This is a genomic window from Pseudomonas sp. PGPPP1, from assembly GCF_002255865.1.
GTDB lineage: Bacteria > Pseudomonadota > Gammaproteobacteria > Pseudomonadales > Pseudomonadaceae > Aquipseudomonas > Aquipseudomonas cremoris.
Map to the genome: position 1 here is coordinate 361,221 of NZ_NKIG01000001.1, position 20,768 is coordinate 381,988.

Below are 20,768 nucleotides of genomic sequence, written 5' to 3' on the forward strand. Positions count from 1 at the left end.
CGCCTGTAAAAGCCTGATCGGTTTCACTGTCTCAATTCACCCTTTTTGCCTGAGCCATGCGGCTCTGTTTTGTTTGGCTCAGGCATTAAATAAAAATTTCAAATATATTTTTAAATAACCACCTATTGTTTGGTCAGTGAGCAGGCGCACGGCCTGTATCCGGGCAGATGTTCAAAGTGAGGTGCGGTATGGTTTTCTGGTTCTTGGTCGGTATGGCGTGCGTAACGGCGTTGGCGTATCGGCAGTCGGCGGCTGTTGTCTGGGCGGGTTGGAGCCTGATTTGGCTGACAGCAGGTTACTTGTTGGGTGGCATCGGTGTGTTGGGCTTGTGCCTGTGGGCAGTGGCGTTGCTGTTGCCCAGCGTAATCCTCAGTATCAAACCCCTGCGACGGTGGTTGATAAGCAGCCGTGCACTGGCGATGTTCCGGCAAATCATGCCGGCGATGTCCGACACCGAACGCGCTGCCATCGAGTCCGGCACTGTGTGGTGGGACGCCGAACTGTTCAGCGGCAAGCCGAACTGGGAGCGCCTGCTGCAAGCGGCACCTGCCAGCCTCAGCGCGGAGGAACAAGCCTTCCTCGACAACGAAGTGGAAACCCTCTGTGACATCGCCAATGACTGGGAAACCACCCAGGTCTGGCAGGACATGTCGCCCGAAGGCTGGCAGTACACCAAGGACGCCGGTTTCCTCGGCATGATCATTCCCAAGCAGTACGGCGGCAAAGGGTTCTCCCACTACGCGCATTCGCAAGTGGTGATGAAACTTTCGACGCGCTGCTCGGCAGCGGCAATTTCGGTGATGGTGCCCAACTCCCTGGGCCCGGCCGAGCTGCTGTTGCATTACGGCACGGATGCCCAGCGCAACCATTACTTGCCGCGACTGGCACGGGGTGAAGACATTCCGTGTTTTGCCCTGACCAGCCCGTATGCCGGTTCCGATGCCGGGGCGATCCCAGACCTGGGAATCGTTTGCAAAGGCACCCACGAAGGTGAGGAAGTGCTGGGGTTCCGGGTGACCTGGGACAAGCGCTATATCACCCTCGGCCCGATTGCCACGGTGCTCGGCCTTGCGTTCCGTGCCGAAGACCCGGATGGCCTGCTCGGTCCGGCCGGCTCGTTGGGGATTACCTGTGCGTTGATTCCTACCTCCCATCCGGGTGTGAACAGTGGTCGTCGTCACTGGCCACTCAACGCGGTGTTCCAGAACGGCCCCACCACCGGCAAGGACGTATTTATCCCGCTGGAATGGGTGATCGGCGGCCGCGAGCAAGTCGGCAATGGCTGGCGCATGCTGATGGAGTGCCTGGCCGCGGGGCGAGCGATTTCGTTGCCGTCGGCCAACGTCGGCCTGGGCAAAGTCGCGGTGCGCGGTACCACCGCCTATGCCGCGATGCGCAAACAGTTCGGCCTGCCCATCGGCAAGTTCGAAGGCGTGCAGGCGCCGCTGGCACGCATGGCCGGGCATCTGTACGCCTGCGATGCGGTGCGCAAGGTATCGGTCGCATCCTTGGACGCAGGTGAGAAACCGTCGGTGATCTCGGCGATCGCCAAGTACCACGTCACCGAGCGAGCGCGGATCATCGTCAATGACGGCATGGACATCGTCGCCGGCAAAGGCATTTGCATGGGCCCCAATAACTTCCTGGCCCGCGCCTACCAGCAAAGCCCCATCGCCATCACGGTGGAGGGCGCCAACATCATGACCCGCTGCCTGATCATCTTTGGCCAGGGCCTGATCCGTTGCCATCCCTATGTGTTCCGCGAGATGGAAGCCGCGCGCAACCCCGACCGGCGCAAGGCGCTGGAAGACTTCGACAGCGCCATGTTCGGTCATATCAGCTTTGTGCTGGCCAATACCGTGCGTGCAGCGGTGCATTCGCTGACCGGCGGGCGGCTGATTTCCGCGCCGGCCAAGACCGACCCCGCGCTGGCGTCCTACTACCGTCAGGCCAATCGTCTGTCGGTGGTGCTGGCGCTGATCTCGGATGTTTCCATGGGCGTGCTGGGCGGTGCCCTCAAGCGCAAGGAAAGTATCACCGGGCGCCTGGGGGACATTCTTTCGCAGTTGTACATCTTGTCCTGCGTGCTCAAGCGCTTTGAGGATGATGGCCGGCCCCAGGCGGACCTGCCGCTGGTGCATTGGTCAGCCCAGGACGCCTTGCTGCGGGCCCATGAAGCGCTGGCCGAGGTGCTGGAGAACTATCCGTCGAAAGCCGCCGCTGCAGGGGTGCGCGGCTTGAGTTTCCCGTTTGGTATTCCACTGCGCAAACCCTCGGACCGGCTGTTGGCCCAAGTGGCCGATGTGGTGCAGACGCCAGGGGAAACCCGCGACCGGTTGCTGGCCAATTCCTACGTCCCACGGCCAGAAATCGACAAGTTGGCCTACGGCGAATTGGGCTTCCGGTTATTGCCGCAGGTGGAGTTGATCGACGCACGACTCAAACCGGCGATCAAGCAAGGTCTGATCGAAGCACTGCCGATTTCCGCCACGGCGTTTACCGCCTGGCGCGTCAAGGCGCGGGCGCTGGACTTGATCAGCGACGACGAGGATGCCCTGCTCGCGCGCTATGTGGAATACGCCGACCACGGCATCCAGGTCGACGACTTCCCGCAGGACTTCGGTTTGCTGGAGGCGTTGCAGCAACGCAAGCAGGCGCTGGAACCGCCCGCAAAGCGCAAGGCCAGCCAGGGTGAAAACGCCTCGGTCAATTGATGGGTACTGAATGAACGCGCTCCGTGTGGGAGCTGGCTTGCCTGCGATGGCATCGCCGCGGTTTGACTGGCAGACCGAGTCGTCTGCATCGCAGGCAAGCCAGCTCCCACATTGAGCGGGTTTTCAAGGCAGGAATGTGTTGTGAGTGGATCTATCTATGAGTGACAGCTACCTATCGTTCGTCAATTCCCCGTGGGGCCGTCGTTTGGCCCAGGCCATCGGCTTGCCCCAACCCTTACCGTTGCAACGCCATCGCAGCGGCCAGCAGGGCCTGGCCAACCCGGTGATTCTGGCCGGGGCAGGGCGCCTGGCCGGCGAAGTGCAGCGCATTTTCGGCGACACTGACACGGTCACCGCCACGGCGGCCACCCTCAAGGCACCGTCCACGGTCAAGGTGCAAGGCGCCGTATTCGACGCCAGCGCCGTGGCCGACCTACAGCAGTTGGATGAGCTGTACGTGTTCTTCCACGCCAACGCCAAACGCCTCGGCCAGCACGCCCGCGTGGTGGTACTCGGCACCGCGCCGGAGCACTGCCAGGACTTGCCCCAGGCCGTTGCCCAGCGTGCGCTTGAAGGCTTGGTGCGCTCGCTGGCCAAGGAGCTGCGCCGGGCGATTACCGTGCAACTGATCTATGTCGCGCCGGGAGCGGAAGAGGCGCTGCACAGCAGCCTGCGCTTCTTCCTGTCGCGCCGCTCGGCCTACGTGTCGGGGCAGGTGGTGCGCCTGGAAAAACCCGTGGATGGCCAGGTCGCGGTCAACTGGGACAAACCCTTTGCCGGTCGGCGGGCACTGGTCACCGGCGCCTCCCGTGGTATCGGCCTGGCGATTGCCCAGGTGTTGGCGCGCGACGGTGCGCATGTGGTCTGCGTGGATGTGCCCCAGGCACAACAACACCTTGAACAAGCGGCCCAGAGTGTCGGTGGTTCGGCGCTGCCGCTGGACATCACCGCCGTAGACGCCGTTTCACAGCTGTTAGCCCATACCCGCCAGTACGGCGCCTTCGATGTCGTGGTGCACAACGCCGGGATCACCCGCGACAAAACCATCGCCAAGATGACCGAAGCGGCCTGGCGCAGTGTGCTGGCGGTCAACCTGCAAGCACCGTTGCAACTAAGCGAGGCTTTGCTGGCAAACCAAGGCCTGAACCGCGGTGGGCGCATCGTGTGTGTGTCGTCGATTTCCGGTATCGCCGGCAACCTGGGGCAGAGCAACTACGCCACATCCAAGGCCGGAGTGATTGGCCTGGTGCAAGGCCTGGCGCCGCGTGCAGCCGCGCAGCAGGTGACGGTGAACGCGGTGGCCCCGGGGTTTATCGAGACCCAGATGACGGCGAAGATCCCGCTGATGATTCGCGAGGCGGGGCGGCGTATGAATTCATTGTCCCAGGGTGGCCAGCCGATCGATGTGGCCGAGACCATTGCCTGGCTGGCGCACCCGGCGTCCGGCGGGGTCAATGGCCAAACCGTACGCGTCTGCGGGCAAAGCCTGCTGGGAGCTTGAGCCATGGACTACCTAACACAGGTCATCGACCCACCCCCTTCACGCACCCAGCTATTGATGGATGGCGTGCGCGCCTTGCGCAAACCCAAGCTCGATGGCGCACCGGTTTTACCCAAGGAACGCCTGGTGCGCTCGGCCGTGGAGCTGTCCGCCGCTGGAATCGCCGCCTATGGCCGTGCCTGCGGTTTTCGCCGCGAGCAGGGCGTGCCATTGTCTTATCCGCATGTATTGGCGTTCCCGTTGCACTTGTTGCTGCTGACCCGCCCGAGCTTTCCGTACCCGGCCAGCGGCATGGTGCACCTGGCCAACCGTATCCGTCAGCACCAGCGTCTGCAGGAAGGCCAGGCCCTGCGACTTGAGGTGTATTGCGAGCGCTGGGTTGCCCATCCCAAGGGGCAGGCGCTGAGCATCGCCACCCGTGCCTACGGCGCCGACACCCTGGTGTGGGAAAGCGACAGTGTGTACCTGCGCCGCGACGTGAAAGACCCGATTGGTGAACCGTGGGACGGCGCATTGCCGTTGCAGGAAGACGGTCTGCTGCGCACCCAGCGTTGGGTGTTGCCCGCGGACCTGGGGCGACGGTTTGCCAAGGTCTCGGGAGACTTCAACCCCATCCATACCTCGGTGATCGGCGCGAAGCTCTTTGGCTTTCGCCGCGCCATCGCCCACGGCATGTGGACCCTCGGCCGCACGCTCGCCGCCCAGCAACCCCCGGGGGGGCTGGACCAGGCCCAAGCCCATTGCGACTTCAAGCTGCCAATCTTCCTGCCCGGCCAGGTCGCCCTGTGGAACCACCCCGCAAGCGGCCCACGCCGTGAATTCGAAGTGCGCAATGTTGCTGGTGACACACCGCATATGCGCGGGCTCTTTGTCTGGAACGAGAACCGTCGATGACTGATTACAGCTTCAACCCGGCCCCGGTTCGCCGCGTGGCGATTATCGGCGGCAACCGCATCCCGTTTGCGCGCTCCAACACCGTATATGCCCATGACAGCAACCAGGATTTGCTGGTGGCCGCGCTGCAAGGCTTGGTGGACCGCTACAACCTGCATGGCCAGCGTCTGGGTGAGTTCGCCGCCGGGGCGGTGATCAAGCATTCGCGCGATTTCAACTTGGCGCGTGAGTCACTGTTGTCGACCACCTTGTCCCCGGACACGCCGGCCTATGATGTGCAGCAAGCGTGCGGCACCGGCCTGGAAGCGGCGCTGTTGGTGGCGAACAAGATCGCCCTGGGCCAGATCGAGGTGGGTATTGCCGGCGGTTCCGACACCACGTCCGACGCGCCCATTGGCATCAATGAAGCCCTGCGCCACACCTTGCTCGCAGCCAATCGCGCCAAGAGTTTGGGCGACAAGCTCAAGGCGTTGCTCAAGGTGTGCCCGTCGATGTTTTTCAAGCCACTGCTACCACGTAATGGCGAGCCGCGCACCGGCTTGTCCATGGGCGAACACTGTGAAGAAATGGCCAGGCGTTGGCAGATCAAGCGCCTGGCCCAAGATGAACTGACCCTCACCAGTCACCAACGCTTGGATGCGGCGTACACGCGCGGTTTTTTCGATGATTTGATCAGCCCCCATCGCGGCCTGGCCCGGGACAACAACCTGCGTGCCGACGCCAGCCTGGAAAAGCTCGCCGGCTTGTCTCCCGCCTACGATCGACAGAACGGCACCCTCACCGCTGGCAACTCCACGCCGCTGACCGATGGCGCCTCGGTGGTGCTGTTGGCCAGTGAAGAATGGGCTGCCGCCAACGGCTGGCCGGTGCTGGCGTATCTGCGTACCGGCGAGACAGCAGCGGTGAATTTTGTCGACGGCACCGAGGGCCTGTTGATGGCTCCGGCCTACGCCGTGCCGCGCATGCTCAAGCGCGAAGGGCTGAGCTTCGAGGATTTTGATTTCTTCGAGATCCACGAAGCCTTCGCCGCCCAAGTGCTGTGCACGCTCAAGGCTTGGGAAGACGCCGACTACTGCCGTGAACGCCTGGGTTTGGACGCACCGTTGGGGCCCATCGACCGCGCAAAGATGAACGTCAACGGTGGCTCTTTGGGCTGCGGCCACCCGTTTGCCGCGACCGGTGGCCGGCAACTAGCGGCACTGGCCAAAATGATCCACGAGCGCGGCGGCGGACGCGGCCTGATTTCCATCTGCGCGGCGGGCGGGCTGGGCATTACCGCCATCGTCGAAAAGTAGCTCTATCAAAAACAACAACAAGGAGACTGCCATGAACGCTGTAAGCCTGGAACACACCGAACGGATCTGGTTGGACGCTTACCTGCCCGGCGTGCCGGCGGACATCGATGCCGCTATCGCGGACTACCCCTCGCTGCGTGAGGTGTTCCTGGAGCACCTGGAAAAATTCCGTGAGCGGGTGGCCTACGTCAGCATCGGCACCGAAATGACCTACGCCGATTGGCAGGTGCAAGGCATCGCGTTTGCCGCCTGGCTGCAGGGGCAGGGCGTGCAGAAGGGCGATCGCGTGGCGCTGATGATGCCCAACTGCTTGCAGTACCCTATCTGCCTGTTGGGCACGATCCTGGCGGGGGCGGTGGTGGTCAACGTCAACCCGCTGTACACCGCCCATGAGCTCAAGCATTTGCTCAAGGACAGCGGCGCGGAAACCGTGGTGATCTTCGAAAACTTCGCCCACACCCTGGAAAAGGTCGTGGCGGGCAGCAGCGTCAAGCGTGTAGTGGTAGCCGCCATTGGCGATTTGCTTGGCACGTTCAAAGGCGCGGCGATGAACTTCATCCTGCGCACGGTGCAAAAACAGGTGCCGGCGTTCAACCTGCGCGGCTCGATACGCTTCAACCAGGTGCTGAAACAGGGGCGCGGGCTCAACCACTTTCCGGTGGACATGCAGCTGGATGACCTGGCCTTTTTGCAATACACCGGCGGTACGACCGGAGACGCCAAAGGCGTGATGCTCAGCCACCGCAACATCATCGCCAACCTGCTGCAAGCCAAGGCCTGGGTCGGCGACCAGTTGGATCAGGACAAGCAAGAAACCAACGTCACCTTGCTGCCGCTGTACCACATCTTCTCCCTGACGGTGAACTGCTTGATGTTCATGTGCCTGGGCGGGCGCAACATCCTGATCGCCAACCCACGGGACGTGAAACGGGTGCAGATGATCCTGCGCAAGGAGCGCTTCAACGGGATTGCCGGGGTCAACACGCTGTTCAATGGTTTGCTGGAGAACAAGGAGTTCTGCGCGCGGGACTTCTCCGATTTACGCATGGTGATCGCGGGCGGCATGGCCACCCATACGTCGGTGGCCAAACGCTGGAAGGAGGTCACCGGGTTGCCGATCATCGAAGGCTACGGCCTGACTGAATGCTCGCCGGTAGTGAGCATCAGCCCGATCAACATTGCGCGCATGCGCGAGATGGAATTCACCGGCAGCATCGGCGTGCCACTGCCCTCGACCTGGGTGCGCTTCATGCGTGAAGACGGCGAGTTGGCCGAGATTGGCGAGCAAGGCGAGCTGCAAGTGCGTGGCCCGCAGGTGATGCAGGGCTACTGGAAACGCCCGGATGCCACCGCCGAGGTGCTGGATGCCGAGGGGTGGTTGTCCACGGGCGATATCGGGGTGATGGATGTGCGCGGCTATATCCGACTGGTGGACCGCAAGAAGGACATGATCCTGGTCTCGGGTTTCAACGTGTACCCCAATGAAATCGAAGACGTGGTAGCGATGCATCCGGGCGTGAGTGAAGTGGCGGCAATCGGCGTGGAAGACGCGGTGACCGGCGAGAAGGTGAAGATCATCGTGGTGCGCAAGGACCCGAACCTGACGCAGGAGCAGATCATGGCGCATTGCCGGGAGTACCTGACGGGGTACAAGTTGCCCAGGTATGTGGAATTTAGCACGATGGAGTTGCCCAAGACCACCGTAGGTAAAGTACTTCGCCGAGCCTTGCGCTGATGTAAGGCGGTAGGCGATCAAATGTGGGAGCGGGCTTGCTCGCTCCCACATTTGAATGTATTCACAAGTCAAGATGTGGGGGACGTTGGGTTTCAGACCGTGCCCACGTTCACCCAACGCTCTTCCTTGGCCGCCACGCGGATCGCCGTCGCCAGTTGCTCCACCGCCCACGCGCTTTCAAAGTCAGTGCCATCGGTGCCCTGGCCCGCCAGCGCCAGGATCAACTCCTGAACTTCCAACGTCTTCAGTTCGTTGTACCCCAGCTGATGCCCCGCAGCCGGGCTGAACGCTGCATAGCCTGGCAGGGCCGGGCCCGCCAGCAAACGCTGAAACCCTTCCTGGCCGACTCGGCACAGTTGCAGTTCATTCAAGCGCTCTTGATCGAACGCCAGCGTGCCCTTGGTGCCGCTGATCTCGAAACTCAGGTGGTTCTTGTAACCGTGCTTGAGCCAACTGCTGCTCACCGTGCCGCGCGCGCCATTGGCAAAACGCAGCAGCGCGTGCACCTGGTCGTCTACGGCGATGCTTTTGCGCTCGGCGCTGCCTTTTACGGCCGGGCGCTGGGCATGCACGGTCTGGGTGTCGGCGCACACGCTCACCACCTCTCCCACCAGATATCGCGCCATCGACAGCAAGTGACTGCCCAGGTCTGCGAGGGCGCCGCCGGCGTGTTCCACTTCGCAGCGCCATGACCATGGCGAGGCGGGGTCGGCCATGAAATCTTCGCTGAATTCGCCCTGGAAGCTGATGATGTCGCCCAACTCACCCTTGGCGATCATTTGCTTGGCCAGCACGATCATCGGGTTGTGCTGGTAGTTGTAGCCGACCCGCGTCACCACGCCGGCGGCACTGGCGGCGCGGCGCATGGCGTCGGCTTGTTCGAGGCTGACGGCCAGGGGTTTTTCGCAGTACACCGCTTTGCCCGCCGCGATGGCGGCCATGGCCATGGGGTAGTGCAAGTGGTTGGGGGTGGTGATGGCCACGACGTCGACGGCGGGGTCATGGATCAGCGCTTGCCAGTCGCCATGGGCCTGGGCAAAACCCCAATCCCTGGCACAACGCTGGGCGCGTTCGGTGTCGGCGTCGGCCAGTGCGGCCAGCTTGAGGGTGACGGGCAGTTCAAATACCGCACGGGCGTTGTTGAACGCCAAGGCATGGGCGCGGCCCATGAAACCTGTGCCGATCAAGCCGATTCCGAGTTCACGCATAGCCGTGGTCCTTTGCATTATTGTTTTCAGAGGGCTTATTAATGGAATAAAAATTCTCATAATTCAATAGATGGAATAAAAATTCATTTGCTGTGAAGCAATCAGCCTGGCGAATACGCCTATATTCAGCGCGTGGCCAAAGGCCTTTAGTTAACAAAACATAACGTAGCGCTGATTGTCAGACGATTCGAAAGCCCGATAGGATGGCCGAAGCTTCCTCCAGGCGCTCTAGATTGCAGGTTTCAGCGCCCAGGAACGCCCCCTAACAATAATAAATGGGAGAAAGGTCTATGAGTGAGCCTGTCATGGGTTGGGTTGTTTGCCGCCCACGCGCCGCACGCAGGGTTGCGTTGCTGGCCACAGCGCTCTCGCTGTTTGGACTGGGGGTAACGGCCGCCACGTTGCCGACCGCCGTCCAGGCCGCCGGTGATACCGCTTTTGCGATTGAATCCCCCAAGGCCGCCAAAGGCCTGATGATTGACGTGGTCCACGCAGGCAAACGCCTGGTGGCGGTTGGTGATCGCGGGCATATCCTCTATTCCGACGACCAGGGCAGTACCTGGACCCAAGCCAAAGTGCCTACCCGACAACTGCTCACGGCGGTGTATTTCGTCGATGACAAACAGGGTTGGGCGGTAGGCCATGATGCGCAAATCCTCGCAAGCACTGACGGCGGCGCCACCTGGACCCAGCAATACCAGGACCTCAAGCGCGAAGCACCCTTGCTCGACATCTGGTTCAACGATGCCAGCCACGGCCTGGCGGTCGGCGCCTACGGTGCGCTGATCGAAACCACCGACGGCGGCAAGACCTGGGCAGACGTCAGTGATCGTCTCGACAACGAAGACCAGTACCACCTCAACGCCATCGCCCATATCAAGGATGCCGGCCTGTTTATCGTCGGCGAGCAGGGCAGCATGTTCCGCTCCAGCGACGACGGGCAGACCTGGGAAAAACTCGAAGGCCCCTACGAGGGCTCGCTGTTTGGCGTGATCAGTACTGCGCAACCGCAGACCCTTCTGGCCTATGGCTTGCGCGGCAACCTGTACCGCTCCACCGATTTTGGCAGCACCTGGGAGCAGGTCGAATTGAACGCCGCGCGGGGAGCGCTGGAGTTCGGTTTGTCAGGCGCCACCTTGCTCGATGACGGTGCCATCGTCGTAGTGGGTAACGGCGGCAGCGTAGTGGTCAGCCATGACGACGGGGTGACGTTCAGCGTGTTCAATCGGCCGGATCGTATTTCGCTTTCTTCCGTCACGGCGGCAGGCAACGGCAACTTGATTCTGGCCGGGCAGGGTGGTGTTCGCGTGGCGACGCCTGCCGGCGCCGAACCGACAAAACAATAAGAAGGCGGGGAAAGAATGAGCAGTCATCACAACGATAAAGCGACCTTTCTTGAGCGCCTGATTTTCAACAACCGCCCGGCAGTGATCGTGATCTGCCTGCTGGTGAGTATTTTCCTGTTCTGGCAGGCGACGTTGATTCGCCCGTCCACCAGCTTTGAAAAGATGATTCCCCTCAAGCACCCCTTCATCGAAAAGATGATGGAACACCGCAATGACCTGGCCAACCTGGGCAACACGGTGCGGATCTCGGTGGAGGCCAAGGACGGCGACATCTTTACGAAGGAATACATGGAGACCCTGCGCCAGATCAACGACGAGGTGTTCTACATCTCTGGCGTCGACCGCTCCGGGCTCAAGTCGCTGTGGAGCCCCAGCGTACGCTGGACCGAAGTGACCGAAGAAGGCTTCGCTGGCGGTGAAGTCATCCCGCAGAGCTACAACGGCTCACCGGAAAGCCTCGACCAACTGCGCAACAACGTGCTCAAGTCCGGCCAGGTCGGGCGCCTGGTTTCCAACGACTTCAAGTCGAGCATCGTCGATATCCCGCTGCTGGAGTCCTACCCGGACCCTCAAGACCAAGGCAAGTTGCTGGCCCTGGACTACCGCAAGTTCTCCCACGAACTCGAAGACAAGATCCGCGACAAGTTCGAAGCGCAGAACCCCAACGTCAAGATTCACATCGTCGGTTTCGCCAAAAAGGTCGGCGACCTGATCGATGGCCTGGTCATGGTGGTGATGTTCTTCGGCATCGCGTTCGTCATCACCCTGATCTTGCTGCTGTGGTTCACCAACTGCCTGCGCAGCACCGTCGCCGTGTTGAGTACCACGCTGGTGGCGGTGATCTGGCAACTGGGGCTGATGCACTTTTTCGGTTTCGGCCTCGATCCGTATTCGATGCTGGTGCCGTTCCTGATTTTCGCCATCGGTATTTCCCACGGCGTGCAGAAGATCAACGGCATCGCCCTGCAGTCCAGTGAGGCTGACAATGCGCTGACAGCCGCGCGGCGTACGTTCCGACAACTTTTCTTGCCGGGGATGATCGCGATCCTCGCCGATGCTGTGGGTTTCATCACACTGCTGATCATCGACATCGGTGTTATCCGCGAGCTGGCCATCGGCGCGTCCATCGGTGTGGCGGTGATTGTGTTCACCAACCTGATCCTGCTGCCGGTGGCGATCTCCTACGTGGGCATCAGCAAGCGCGCCATCGCCAAGAGCAAGAAGGACGCCAATCGCGAACACTCGTTCTGGCGCTTGCTGTCGAACTTTGCCAGCCCGAAAGTCGCACCGATCTCCATCGCGCTGGCGCTGGTGGCCTTTGGCGGCGGCCTCTGGTACAGCCAGAACCTCAAGATCGGCGACTTGGACCAGGGCGCGCCGGAACTGCGCCCGGATTCGCGCTACAACAAAGACAACAACTTCATCATCAGCAACTACTCCACCAGCTCCGACGTGCTGGTGGTGATGGTCAAGACCAAGGCCGAAGGGTGCTCGCGCTACGAGGCCATGGCACCAATCGACCAGTTGATGTGGAAGATGCAGAACACCGAGGGCGTGCAGTCGGCGATCTCGCTGGTGACCGTGTCCAAGCAGATGATCAAGGGCATGAACGAGGGCAACCTGAAATGGGAGACCCTGTCGCGTAACCCGGACGTGCTGAACAACTCCATTGCCCGCGCCGATGGCCTGTACAACAACAATTGCTCGCTGGCGCCGGTGCTGGTGTTCCTCAATGACCACAAGGCCGAAACCCTCGACCGTGCGGTGCATGCGGTGCAGGACTTCGCCAAGGAGAACAACAAGGACGGCCTGGAATTCATCCTTGCCGCCGGTAATGCCGGGATCGAAGCGGCCACCAACGAGGTGATCAAGGAATCCGAACTGACCATCCTGATCCTGGTGTACCTGTGCGTGGCCACCATGTGCATGATCACTTTTCGCTCCTGGGCGGCGACCCTCTGCATCGTGCTGCCGCTGGTGCTGACCTCGGTGCTGGGCAACGCGCTGATGGCGTTCATGGGCATCGGCGTCAAGGTCGCGACTTTGCCGGTGGTGGCGTTGGGTGTGGGGATCGGCGTGGACTACGGCATCTACATCTACAGCCGCCTGGAAAGTTTCCTGCGCGCCGGCCTGCCGTTGCAAGAGGCGTACTACCAGACGCTCAAGTCCACCGGTAAAGCCGTGCTGTTCACCGGTTTGTGCCTGGCGATTGGCGTGTGCACCTGGATTTTCTCGGCCATCAAGTTCCAGGCCGACATGGGCCTGATGCTCACCTTCATGCTGCTGTGGAACATGTTCGGCGCGCTGTGGCTGTTGCCGGCGCTGGCGCGGTTCCTGATCAAGCCGGAGAAGTTGGCAGGGCAGAAGGGCAATTCACTCTTCGCGCATTGATCGATTTAGACCATTGCCGCAAGGCACGGCGGGGGAATTGACCTATCATGTGTCTTTTCCCCCGCAGTGACTTCACATCATGACCGACGCATCACCAGACCTGAGTAATGCCCTCAAAGACAGCGACATGCTGATCATCAACGGGCTGCACGCCTTCGACTTCACTTTCGACCAGCACCTGCTGATTGAAAGCATGGATGGCCGGGAACTCAAGCGCTGGAAGTTCAGTCCAGAACAACTGAATGCCGCCACCTTTGACGACAGCTTGCAAAGCTGGCTCTTGAGCAACGAAGACGGTGAGCACCGACTAGTCTGTTTGAGCGCGATCAAGGGCGACAACAACAACGACGAGGACGAAGCGGATGATGATGCGTAAATTCTGGCCCCTGCTGATGGCTGGCAGTGTCGGCGCCATGTCGGTACAGGCCGCCCCGGCCGATACCTATGAACTGCTGGTAGGCAGCTACACCGCCGGCACCAGCGAAGGTATCTACCGCCTGCAGTTCGACAGCCGTACCGGTAAATTCCAGGGCCAGCCGGTGCTGGCAGCCAAGGCGGCCAACCCATCCTGGTTGACGCTCTCCAAGGACCAGAAGCACCTGTTTGTGGTCAACGAGAACGGCCCGGGCCAGAAAGACCCGGTCGGCCGGGTGAGCAGCTACAGCGTCGACCCGCAGAATCACCAGCTCACATTGATCAACCAGGTGCAGAGCCTGGGCAACGAACCGACTCATTCCAGCCTGGCCGCTGACGGGCGTTACCTGTTCGTCGCCAACTATTCGGTGCTGGAAGATCCGGGCGGCAGCCTGGCCGTGTTGCCGCTGGATGCCAATGGCAAACTGTCGCCACCGGTGCAGTTGAGCGCCCACCCGGCCAGCGGTGTGAACCCTGAGCGCCAGGCGTCCAACCACGTGCATTCGGTGGTGTCGTCGCCGGATGGCAAGTTCGTGTTTGTGCAGGACCTGGGGGCGGACAAGGTGTTTGCCTACCATTACGACCCCAAGGCCAACCACGAGCTACCGCTGACCCCGGCCAACCCGGCCTCGGTGCAGTTGCCCCCAGGCAGTGGCCCACGGCACTTGCTGTTCAGCGCCGATGGCAAGCACGCGTGGCTGACTACCGAGATGAGTGCGCAGGTGGCGGTGTTTGACTACAACGACGGCAAGCTCAGCCAGACCCAACTGGTGGACTTCGCTGCCGGCCAACCGGTTTCCGACAAGGCCGGCGCGGCGCTGCATGCGTCCAGCGACGGCAAGTTCCTGTACGTGAGCAACCGTGGCACGGCCAACCAGATGCTGGTTTTCAGCATCGACCCGGCCACCGCGCACCTCAAGGAACTGCAGCGCCGCTCCGTTGAAGGCGACCACCCGCGCGAGTTCAGCCTGGACCCGAGCGGCAAGTTTTTGCTGATCGCCAACCAGAAAAGCAACGAAATCGTGGTAGTCGAACGTGACCCCAAGACCGGCTTGCTAGGCAAAACCGTGCAAAAACTGGCCATCGATGCCCCCAGCGACCTCAAGTTCCTGGTGCGTCAATAAGCCACAGGCCCCGCACTGCGGGGCCTGACCCTTTCTATTAATTCCATTAATAGCGGCTACTGTTTCAAAGCATTTCTAAGGTTCAGCCCTCGGGCGTAAGTTTGGTTCCAAGGCCTTCCCCGGCCACCCAACCAAACGAACACAAGGGTTACCGACATGAATCTGAACCTCTTCTCCATCATCGCTGCTTCCGCTGTTTCCGCCACCGTAGCCCTGCCTGCCGCCGCTAGCGTGGAAGTCACCGGCAAAAAATCCAACACCAGCGCCTACACCCAGAAATACCTGCAACAGAGTGCCAATTTCTATGCGGCTCTGGATCACAAGATTCAGCAGTGAGCTAAAGATCACCTGATTCAAAAGTGGGAGCTGGCTTGCCTGCGATGGCGTCACCTGGATATGACTGATTCACCGAGGTGTCTGCATCGCAGGCAAGCCAGCTCCCACATTTGTTAGGGTTTTGCCATTACTGCGATAAACAGTGGCGATTCCAGAAAGCGTTCAAGCCAACCCTGCAACCGTTTATACGATGTACCGGCAAACCACACTCGATCCACATGGGCAAACTGGCGCACAAACGGCGCCAGTGCAGCATCCGCCAGGGTCAGGTGGTTTGCCAGCAGGTAATCCCGCTCGGCCAACAACCCCTCCAGCTTCTGCAAGAACACCTCACCCTCGGCCCGATAGAGTTCCATCGGTTGCTCTGGGTAACGCTCGGCGTACTTGTATCGATTCAAGTGATGTTTGAAGCCCTGATCGTTTTCTGCAATCAACGCCAAGACCGCTGGGTCACCGTGCAGCAACCAATCCTGCGGATCGTTCTGCGCCAAGGCCCATTGCATGATCTCCAGGCTTTCCTCAATTACCCGCCCGTCAACACTCAACACCGGCACCGTGCCTTTGGGCGACAGCGCCAGCATCTCGGCCGGCTTGGCCTTGAGGCTCACCTCGACGACGCGCACCGGCACACCGGAGTAGCGCAACGCCAACCGCGCCCGCATCGCATACGGGCAGCGTCGGAACGAATACAGCAGCGCTTCGCTCACTTGACCTCCAACGTGCTCAAGCCATTGCCCTGGCGCTTGACCTGGATCTGCACCGGGATGCGTTCATGCATTTCCTGCACGTGGGAAATCACCGCCACCTTGCGGCCCTGGGCCTGCAAACCGTCCAGGGCATCCATGGCCAATTGCAGCGATTCGGGGTCGAGGCTGCCGAAGCCTTCGTCGATAAACAGCGACTCGATCTTCAAGGTGCTGGACGCCATCGACGCCAAGCCCAAGGCCAGCGCCAGCGACACCAGGAACGTCTCGCCGCCGGACAACGAATGCACCGAGCGCAGTTCGTCGCCCATCTCGGTGTCCATCACCAACAGGCCAAGCATGCTGCCGCCACGCTTGAGGCGGTAGCGACGCACCAGTTGGCGCAGTTGCACGTTGGCGTGGTGCACCAGCAGGTCGAGGTTGTAGGCCTGGGCGATCTTGCGGAACTTGTCACCGCTGGCAGAGCCGATCAGCGTTTCAAGGCGTGCCCAGCGCTGCCATTCTTCATAGGCTTTGGCGGTGGTCAGTGCCAGGGAGTGGTTGGCATCCTGGCGGCGTTGGTCTTCGGACTGACGCGCACGCAACTCGGCAACCTGTTTCTCGCCCTCGGCCAGTTGCTGGTTGAGCGCGGCCAGGGTGCTGTCCAGCGCCTCGGCTTCGAGGTTGCCGTTGTGCAGCGCCTGGTGGTCGGCAAGACGTTGTTCACGTTCTTGCAGCAGCACCTTGGCTTGTTCGACGGCTTTCTCGCTGTGCTGCAACTGCTGGCGCAGCGCGCTGACCTGCGCGTCATCGAAGGTCAGCAAGCGGGTGAGGCCGACGTCGTCCAACTCCGGGTGCAGGGCGCGCCACTCGCTGATGCGGGTGTCGAGGTTCTGTTGCTCGACGAGTAGCGCCTGTTGGCGTTCCTGCTGGGCCTTGAGGTCAGCCGCCAGTTGGATTAGCGCATTACGCGTGTCCTGCAACTGCTGGTTGGCATCCGTCTCGCTTTGGCGGGACTGGACTACGGCTTGGTCCAATTGCTGCTGCCAGTGTTCGGCGCTGGCGTGGGCGCCGAGCAGTGCGCCGAGTTTCTCCTGGGCGGCCTGTTGCTGCGCCGCCAACTCGGTGACTTGCACAAGCAACGCATCGCGTTGCTGCTGGCGATGTTGCTGATGCGTCTGCTCTTTCTCGATGGCTTGCTGGCGATCTTGCTGCTCGGCCAGTTCATCGCGTTGATGGCCCAAGTGCTCAAGGCGTTGGCTGACCTGTTGGTCCAGCTGAATAAACGTCGCCGCCGGTTCGTTGCGCAAGCCTTCCAAGGTGTCGGCAGGCAACAGGCTGGCGAAGGCGTTGAGTTCTTCGTCCAGGCGTTCGCGGTCGTTGGACAACTCGCGTTGCTGGTCCACCAGCAATTGCCGGGCTTGCTGGCTGGCATCCTGCGCGGCTTGCAGTTGTTGCTGCAAGCGTCCGGCGTTTTGTTGAAGGTTGAGCAGGGCGCCCTGGCGTTGTTCATCCTGGGTGATGCTTTGGGTCAGTTGGCCGAGCTGTTGGGCCAACCAGTCGCTGCGTTTGGCTGCGTCCTGGTTGAACAACGAAGCGGACAACGGGTGCGCGTCCAGGGTCGGGGCCAGCGCTTGCTGCTGCGTTGCCAATTGCTCCTGCTGTTGCAGGAACTCCTTTTGCTGGGCGATCAAGCCGCCGACTTCGCCACGCAGTTCGTTGAGTTTTTCCTTTAGGGTGTCGACCGTTTTCTGCGCGGCAGCCTCTTCGTTGTCGTCATGGCGACCCAGGCTTTGCAGCAGGGCTTCGGGCTGGTGATACGGATGCTCATGGCTACCGCACACGGGGCATGGTTGGTCGTCTTGCAACTGCTCGCGAAGCTCTTCGACGCTGGCACTGCGGGCCAGGCGTTGGCGTTCCAGCAGTTGCTTGGTTACCGTTAGCGTCTGTTCGGCAACGGTCAGTTCGGCCTTGGTTTGCAAGCCGGTCTGGTTCAGTTGTTCACGCTGCTGTCGGGCATCGGCGAGCTTTTGCGCCAGTGCCGTCGCGCGCTGATCGAGTTGCTGCTGGTTGTCCCACAGGCGCGTCAGGTCTTCGAAGGCGCGCTGCTGTTTGCGATTGTCTTGCAGCAGGCTGGCAAGCAGCTGGATCTGCTCGGCCACGGCGTGGGGTTCGGCACCGGCTTCCTGATACAGCAGGTCCAGGGCTTCGCGCTGTTGGGTGAAGCGTTCTGCGGCAGTGGTGGCGCGTTGTTCCAACTGCGGCAATTCGGCTTGGCCCTTGTTCAGGCGATTGCCGATCAGCATCAGTTGTTGCAGGCGCTCACGGTAAACGGTCCAGGCATCGCTTAGCGGGGCGAGGGCGGCGCTGCGCTCCAGGCCTGTGGCCAGGCGTTGCAGGCGTTCGGCAACTTGGGTTTGTTTGTCCAGCAAACCGTTGAGCAGGGCCTGGCCTTCGGTGCAGGCGCTTTCGTGTTGCAGTTGGTCTTCGACGCGCTTGGCCAGGTCCTTGGTCAAGTGGGCCAGGGTGCTTTGCTCTTCGAACGCCTGGCGCAGCAAGGGCACCGCGTCACTCTGGTTCTTCAAGGCATCGACGAGGGCCGTGTGTGCCGCTGCCTGCTGTTGGTGCGCCTGTTCCTGGCGGGTGTTCAGTTCGGCCTGTTGTTCGATGTGCTGCTGAATCTGCGCGGCCAAAGGCGCCAGCAGATTGGCCAGGTCAGCCTGACGGGCGAAATGGTGACGCTGCGGCGCCAGTTGATCCAGGCGGCTCAGGTCCTGACGCAGTGGGCCCTGGCTGTCCCAATCGGCCTGCGCGCGCTGCAGTTGCTCGGTGGCACTGAGCTGGCGCTCCTGCCATTCGCGCAGTTCCTTGAGCCAGGTGTGCTGCAACTCCAGCTGCTTGAGCTGAGCCTGTTGGGTCTTGAGTTGCTGTTGGGCCTCAGTGAACTGTTGATCCAGTTCGGCGCGGGCCTCAGGTGCCAGGGGGACTACGCCGGTGGCCTGGTCTTGCAGCTGTTTGTGGGCGTCCTTGGCCTCTTTGGCCTTGTCGAACGCGCGACGGCCGAGCTGGGTATAGAGCGCGGTGTCGGTGAGTTTTTCCAGCAGTTCACTGCGTTCGTTGTCATTGGCCTTGAGGAACGCGCTGAACTCGCTCTGGGCCAGCAATACGGCACGGGTGAATTGCTCAAAGTTCAGGCCCAGGGCCAATTCCAGCTGGGTCTTGTATTCGGTCTTCTGGCTGGCCAGCAGTTGATCGCTGTCGAGGTCGATCAGACTCTGGCGGCTGTTCTGCAGCTTGCCACTGGCCTTGTCACGGGCGCGATTGGCTTCCCAGCGTGCGCGATAACGACGGCCGCTGACGCCGACAAAATCCACTTCGGCATAACCGCCGCCGGTGCCACGCCTCAGCAAGGTACGTGGGTCACCGATGGAAATGTCGCTGTCGGCATCCGGCATCTTGGCCTGGCCGGTATCGCCCAGGCGCGGCACCGCACCAAACAGCGCCAGGCACAAGGCGTCGAGCAGGGTACTTTTGCCGGCGCCGGTTGGCCCGGTGATGGCGAACAAACCGGCGCTGGCCAGGGGCTCGGCGGTGAAGTCGATTTCGAACGGGCCCGCCAGGGAGGCGAGGTTTTTCAGGCGAATGGCGAGGATCTTCATGGCTGTTCATCCTCCTGTTGCACTTCCTGGAGCAGCACGGCGAAGTCCTTTAAGGTCTGTTCATCCACTTCACTGCCGTAGCTGTCCTGCCAGGCGCGGCTGAACAGTTCCTGAGGGGTGAGTTGGTCGAGTTCGATCAGGCGCTCGTCGCTTTCGTCTTCGCGGTTGCCGGTACCCGCATATTCAGCAGCGATGCGCACCAGGCGCACGGCTTTGCCTTGCAGGGCGGTTTCGATCTGCTGGCGCAGGTCCGGCTGGGGCTCGTCGAGGCGCACGCGGACTTCCAGCCACGGGTGGCGCTGGGTTTCGGCGAGCAGGTCGATGTCCGGCAGCTCGGCCAAGGTGCTGAGGATATCGGCCAGCGGAGCGGCTTCCAGGCGTTGCAGATCGACCGAGCGCGGAATCAGCAGCGGCTCGACACTCACCAGGCATTGGCCCTGGAATGTCACGTCGAGCACCTGGTGCTTGTAGTTGATTTCGGAAAACGACAGTGGAATCGGCGAGCCGCTGTAGCGAATGCGCTCTTCTGCGTTCACCTTTTGCGGCTTGTGCAAATGGCCGAGGGCGACATAGGCGACACTTCGGTCAAACAGGCTGGCGGGAAGCGCCTCGGCATTGCCAATGATCAGGCTGCGCTCGGAGTCTTCCGACACTGAACCGCCGGCCATATGCGCATGGCTGATGGCAATCAGCGCCTGGCCTTTCTTGCGCTTGGCGTTGGCGGCAGCGATCAGCTGTTCATGCACCTGGCCGATGCCGCGCAGGTAATCGTCGCCCAATAGCGTGCCGGTGACTTCCGCCGGGCGCAAAAACGGCAGCGCCAGGCACCAGCCAACAACCTTGCCTTTGGCATCCGGCAGTGGGATGAGCAGGCGGTCGGCATCCAGCTGGCCGTCGTCCAGCCACAACACCCGACCGAGGGCGTGGGTGCGCAACCGGCGCATCAACGGTGCCGGCAACTCGATGCGTGAACCGGAATCGTGGTTGCCGGCGATCATCACAATGGTCAGTGTCGGGTTTTGTTCGTGGGCGCTGATGATGAAGTCATACAGCCGCTCCTGGGCCTTGAGCGGCGGGTTGACCGTGTCGAAGATATCGCCGGCGATCAGCAACACATCCGGGGCGTGGGCCTTTAATTGGCCCAGCAGCCAGTCGAGAAAACAGGCGTGTTCGTAATCGCGTTCCTGGCCATGCAGGTTTTGCCCAAGGTGCCAGTCGGAGGTGTGAAACAGACGCAAGGCGAACTCCGTGGAGAATAGGAAAAGGAGGGGAGTTTACCTGTAAAAGCACACGCGGTGCCTGTTGCGGGGCACAGATCAAATGTGCGGGCAGGCTTGCCCTAATGCCAGTCAGTCAAGCGCAACATGGCTCTGTAGTGAGCGGGCTTGTCCCGCGCTGGGCTGCGAAGCGGCCCTAATTCGGCCGACGCGCTCTTCCAGATAGAGCCCAGTTGTCCGGTTTTGGGGCC

At 61.5% G+C, this 20,768-nt stretch carries 15 protein-coding genes; 10 read left to right on the forward strand and 5 right to left on the reverse strand.

The genetic code is table 11. From position 1 onward, the window contains the following. Window positions 1-31 precede the first annotated feature (31 nt). On the reverse strand, window positions 32-82 hold the full coding sequence (locus tag CFE47_RS31650) for a hypothetical protein (protein ID WP_353744888.1): 51 nt from the start codon (window positions 80-82) through the stop codon (window positions 32-34). A gap of 106 nt (window positions 83-188) precedes the next feature. On the opposite strand from CFE47_RS31650, the gene CFE47_RS01705 reads away from it, so the two are divergent. From CFE47_RS01705 to CFE47_RS01725, 5 genes are all read left to right on the forward strand, one after another. After that, window positions 189-2,714, forward strand: a complete 2,526-nt coding sequence (locus CFE47_RS01705; RefSeq protein ID WP_286835211.1) for an acyl-CoA dehydrogenase — start codon at window positions 189-191, stop codon at window positions 2,712-2,714. Window positions 2,715-2,871: 157 nt separating this feature from the next. Next, a complete protein-coding gene (locus tag CFE47_RS01710) occupies window positions 2,872-4,215 on the forward strand; it encodes a 3-oxoacyl-ACP reductase (RefSeq protein WP_286835212.1) in 1,344 nt (447 codons plus the stop codon). A gap of 3 nt (window positions 4,216-4,218) precedes the next feature. Continuing rightward, window positions 4,219-5,109 carry a MaoC/PaaZ C-terminal domain-containing protein gene (locus CFE47_RS01715; RefSeq protein WP_286835213.1) on the forward strand — a complete coding sequence of 297 codons (891 nt, stop codon included), beginning with the start codon at window positions 4,219-4,221 and terminating at the stop codon, window positions 5,107-5,109. Next, entirely contained in the window at window positions 5,106-6,404 is a 1,299-nt protein-coding gene (locus tag CFE47_RS01720) for an acetyl-CoA C-acetyltransferase (protein ID WP_286835214.1), read from the forward strand. Before CFE47_RS01715 ends, CFE47_RS01720 begins: the two co-directional genes overlap by 4 nt. Window positions 6,405-6,435: 31 nt before the next feature. Further along, entirely contained in the window at window positions 6,436-8,139 is a 1,704-nt protein-coding gene (locus CFE47_RS01725; RefSeq protein ID WP_286835215.1) for an AMP-binding protein, read from the forward strand. Window positions 8,140-8,231: 92 nt separating this feature from the next. Here the strand turns inward: CFE47_RS01725 and CFE47_RS01730 are convergent, their stop codons facing one another. Then, entirely contained in the window at window positions 8,232-9,347 is a 1,116-nt protein-coding gene (locus CFE47_RS01730; RefSeq protein WP_286835216.1) for a Gfo/Idh/MocA family protein, read from the reverse strand. Between the two features lie 305 nt (window positions 9,348-9,652). Here CFE47_RS01730 and CFE47_RS01735 point away from each other — a divergent pair, with 305 nt between their 5' ends. The 5 genes from CFE47_RS01735 to CFE47_RS01755 all read left to right on the forward strand — a co-directional run bounded on the left by CFE47_RS01735 (window position 9,653) and on the right by CFE47_RS01755 (window position 14,958). Continuing rightward, entirely contained in the window at window positions 9,653-10,693 is a 1,041-nt protein-coding gene (locus CFE47_RS01735) for a WD40/YVTN/BNR-like repeat-containing protein (RefSeq protein ID WP_286835685.1), read from the forward strand. A 15-nt stretch (window positions 10,694-10,708) separates the two neighbouring features. Continuing rightward, window positions 10,709-13,084, forward strand: a complete 2,376-nt coding sequence (locus tag CFE47_RS01740; protein ID WP_185705519.1) for an efflux RND transporter permease subunit — start codon at window positions 10,709-10,711, stop codon at window positions 13,082-13,084. Window positions 13,085-13,163: 79 nt separating this feature from the next. Further along, on the forward strand, window positions 13,164-13,460 hold the full coding sequence (locus tag CFE47_RS01745; RefSeq protein WP_185705521.1) for a DUF5629 family protein: 297 nt from the start codon (window positions 13,164-13,166) through the stop codon (window positions 13,458-13,460). Continuing rightward, window positions 13,447-14,622 carry a lactonase family protein gene (locus CFE47_RS01750; RefSeq protein WP_286835217.1) on the forward strand — a complete coding sequence of 392 codons (1,176 nt, stop codon included), beginning with the start codon at window positions 13,447-13,449 and terminating at the stop codon, window positions 14,620-14,622. The genes CFE47_RS01745 and CFE47_RS01750 overlap by 14 nt, the downstream gene beginning before the upstream one ends. A gap of 156 nt (window positions 14,623-14,778) precedes the next feature. Then, on the forward strand, window positions 14,779-14,958 hold the full coding sequence (locus CFE47_RS01755) for a hypothetical protein (RefSeq protein ID WP_286835218.1): 180 nt from the start codon (window positions 14,779-14,781) through the stop codon (window positions 14,956-14,958). A 113-nt stretch (window positions 14,959-15,071) separates the two neighbouring features. Here CFE47_RS01755 and CFE47_RS01760 read toward each other — a convergent pair whose 3' ends face one another. The 3 genes from CFE47_RS01760 to CFE47_RS01770 are packed head-to-tail and all read right to left on the reverse strand — an operon-like array spanning window position 15,072 to window position 20,538. Further along, a complete protein-coding gene (locus CFE47_RS01760; protein WP_286835219.1) occupies window positions 15,072-15,665 on the reverse strand; it encodes a glutathione S-transferase in 594 nt (197 codons plus the stop codon). Further along, entirely contained in the window at window positions 15,662-19,300 is a 3,639-nt protein-coding gene (locus CFE47_RS01765; protein WP_286835220.1) for an AAA family ATPase, read from the reverse strand. The genes CFE47_RS01760 and CFE47_RS01765 overlap by 4 nt, the downstream gene beginning before the upstream one ends. Next, the gene (locus CFE47_RS01770) at window positions 19,297-20,538 is read right to left on the reverse strand and encodes an exonuclease SbcCD subunit D C-terminal domain-containing protein (RefSeq protein ID WP_286835221.1); all 1,242 of its coding nucleotides are present in this window, start codon (window positions 20,536-20,538) and stop codon (window positions 19,297-19,299) included. Before CFE47_RS01770 ends, CFE47_RS01765 begins: the two co-directional genes overlap by 4 nt. Window positions 20,539-20,768 lie beyond the last annotated feature (230 nt).

Coding starts and splice junctions, on each gene's coding strand:
- CFE47_RS01755 (WP_286835218.1), top strand. CDS start 14,779: ATGAATCTGAACCTCTTCTCCATCATCGCTGCTTCCGCTGTTTCCGCC.
- CFE47_RS01705 (WP_286835211.1), top strand. CDS start 189: ATGGTTTTCTGGTTCTTGGTCGGTATGGCGTGCGTAACGGCGTTGGCG.
- CFE47_RS01715 (WP_286835213.1), top strand. CDS start 4,219: ATGGACTACCTAACACAGGTCATCGACCCACCCCCTTCACGCACCCAG.
- CFE47_RS01740 (WP_185705519.1), top strand. CDS start 10,709: ATGAGCAGTCATCACAACGATAAAGCGACCTTTCTTGAGCGCCTGATT.
- CFE47_RS01750 (WP_286835217.1), top strand. CDS start 13,447: ATGATGATGCGTAAATTCTGGCCCCTGCTGATGGCTGGCAGTGTCGGC.
- CFE47_RS01735 (WP_286835685.1), top strand. CDS start 9,653: ATGGGTTGGGTTGTTTGCCGCCCACGCGCCGCACGCAGGGTTGCGTTG.
- CFE47_RS01730 (WP_286835216.1), bottom strand. CDS start 9,347: ATGCGTGAACTCGGAATCGGCTTGATCGGCACAGGTTTCATGGGCCGC.
- CFE47_RS01745 (WP_185705521.1), top strand. CDS start 13,164: ATGACCGACGCATCACCAGACCTGAGTAATGCCCTCAAAGACAGCGAC.
- CFE47_RS01720 (WP_286835214.1), top strand. CDS start 5,106: ATGACTGATTACAGCTTCAACCCGGCCCCGGTTCGCCGCGTGGCGATT.
- CFE47_RS01710 (WP_286835212.1), top strand. CDS start 2,872: ATGAGTGACAGCTACCTATCGTTCGTCAATTCCCCGTGGGGCCGTCGT.
- CFE47_RS01765 (WP_286835220.1), bottom strand. CDS start 19,300: ATGAAGATCCTCGCCATTCGCCTGAAAAACCTCGCCTCCCTGGCGGGC.
- CFE47_RS01725 (WP_286835215.1), top strand. CDS start 6,436: ATGAACGCTGTAAGCCTGGAACACACCGAACGGATCTGGTTGGACGCT.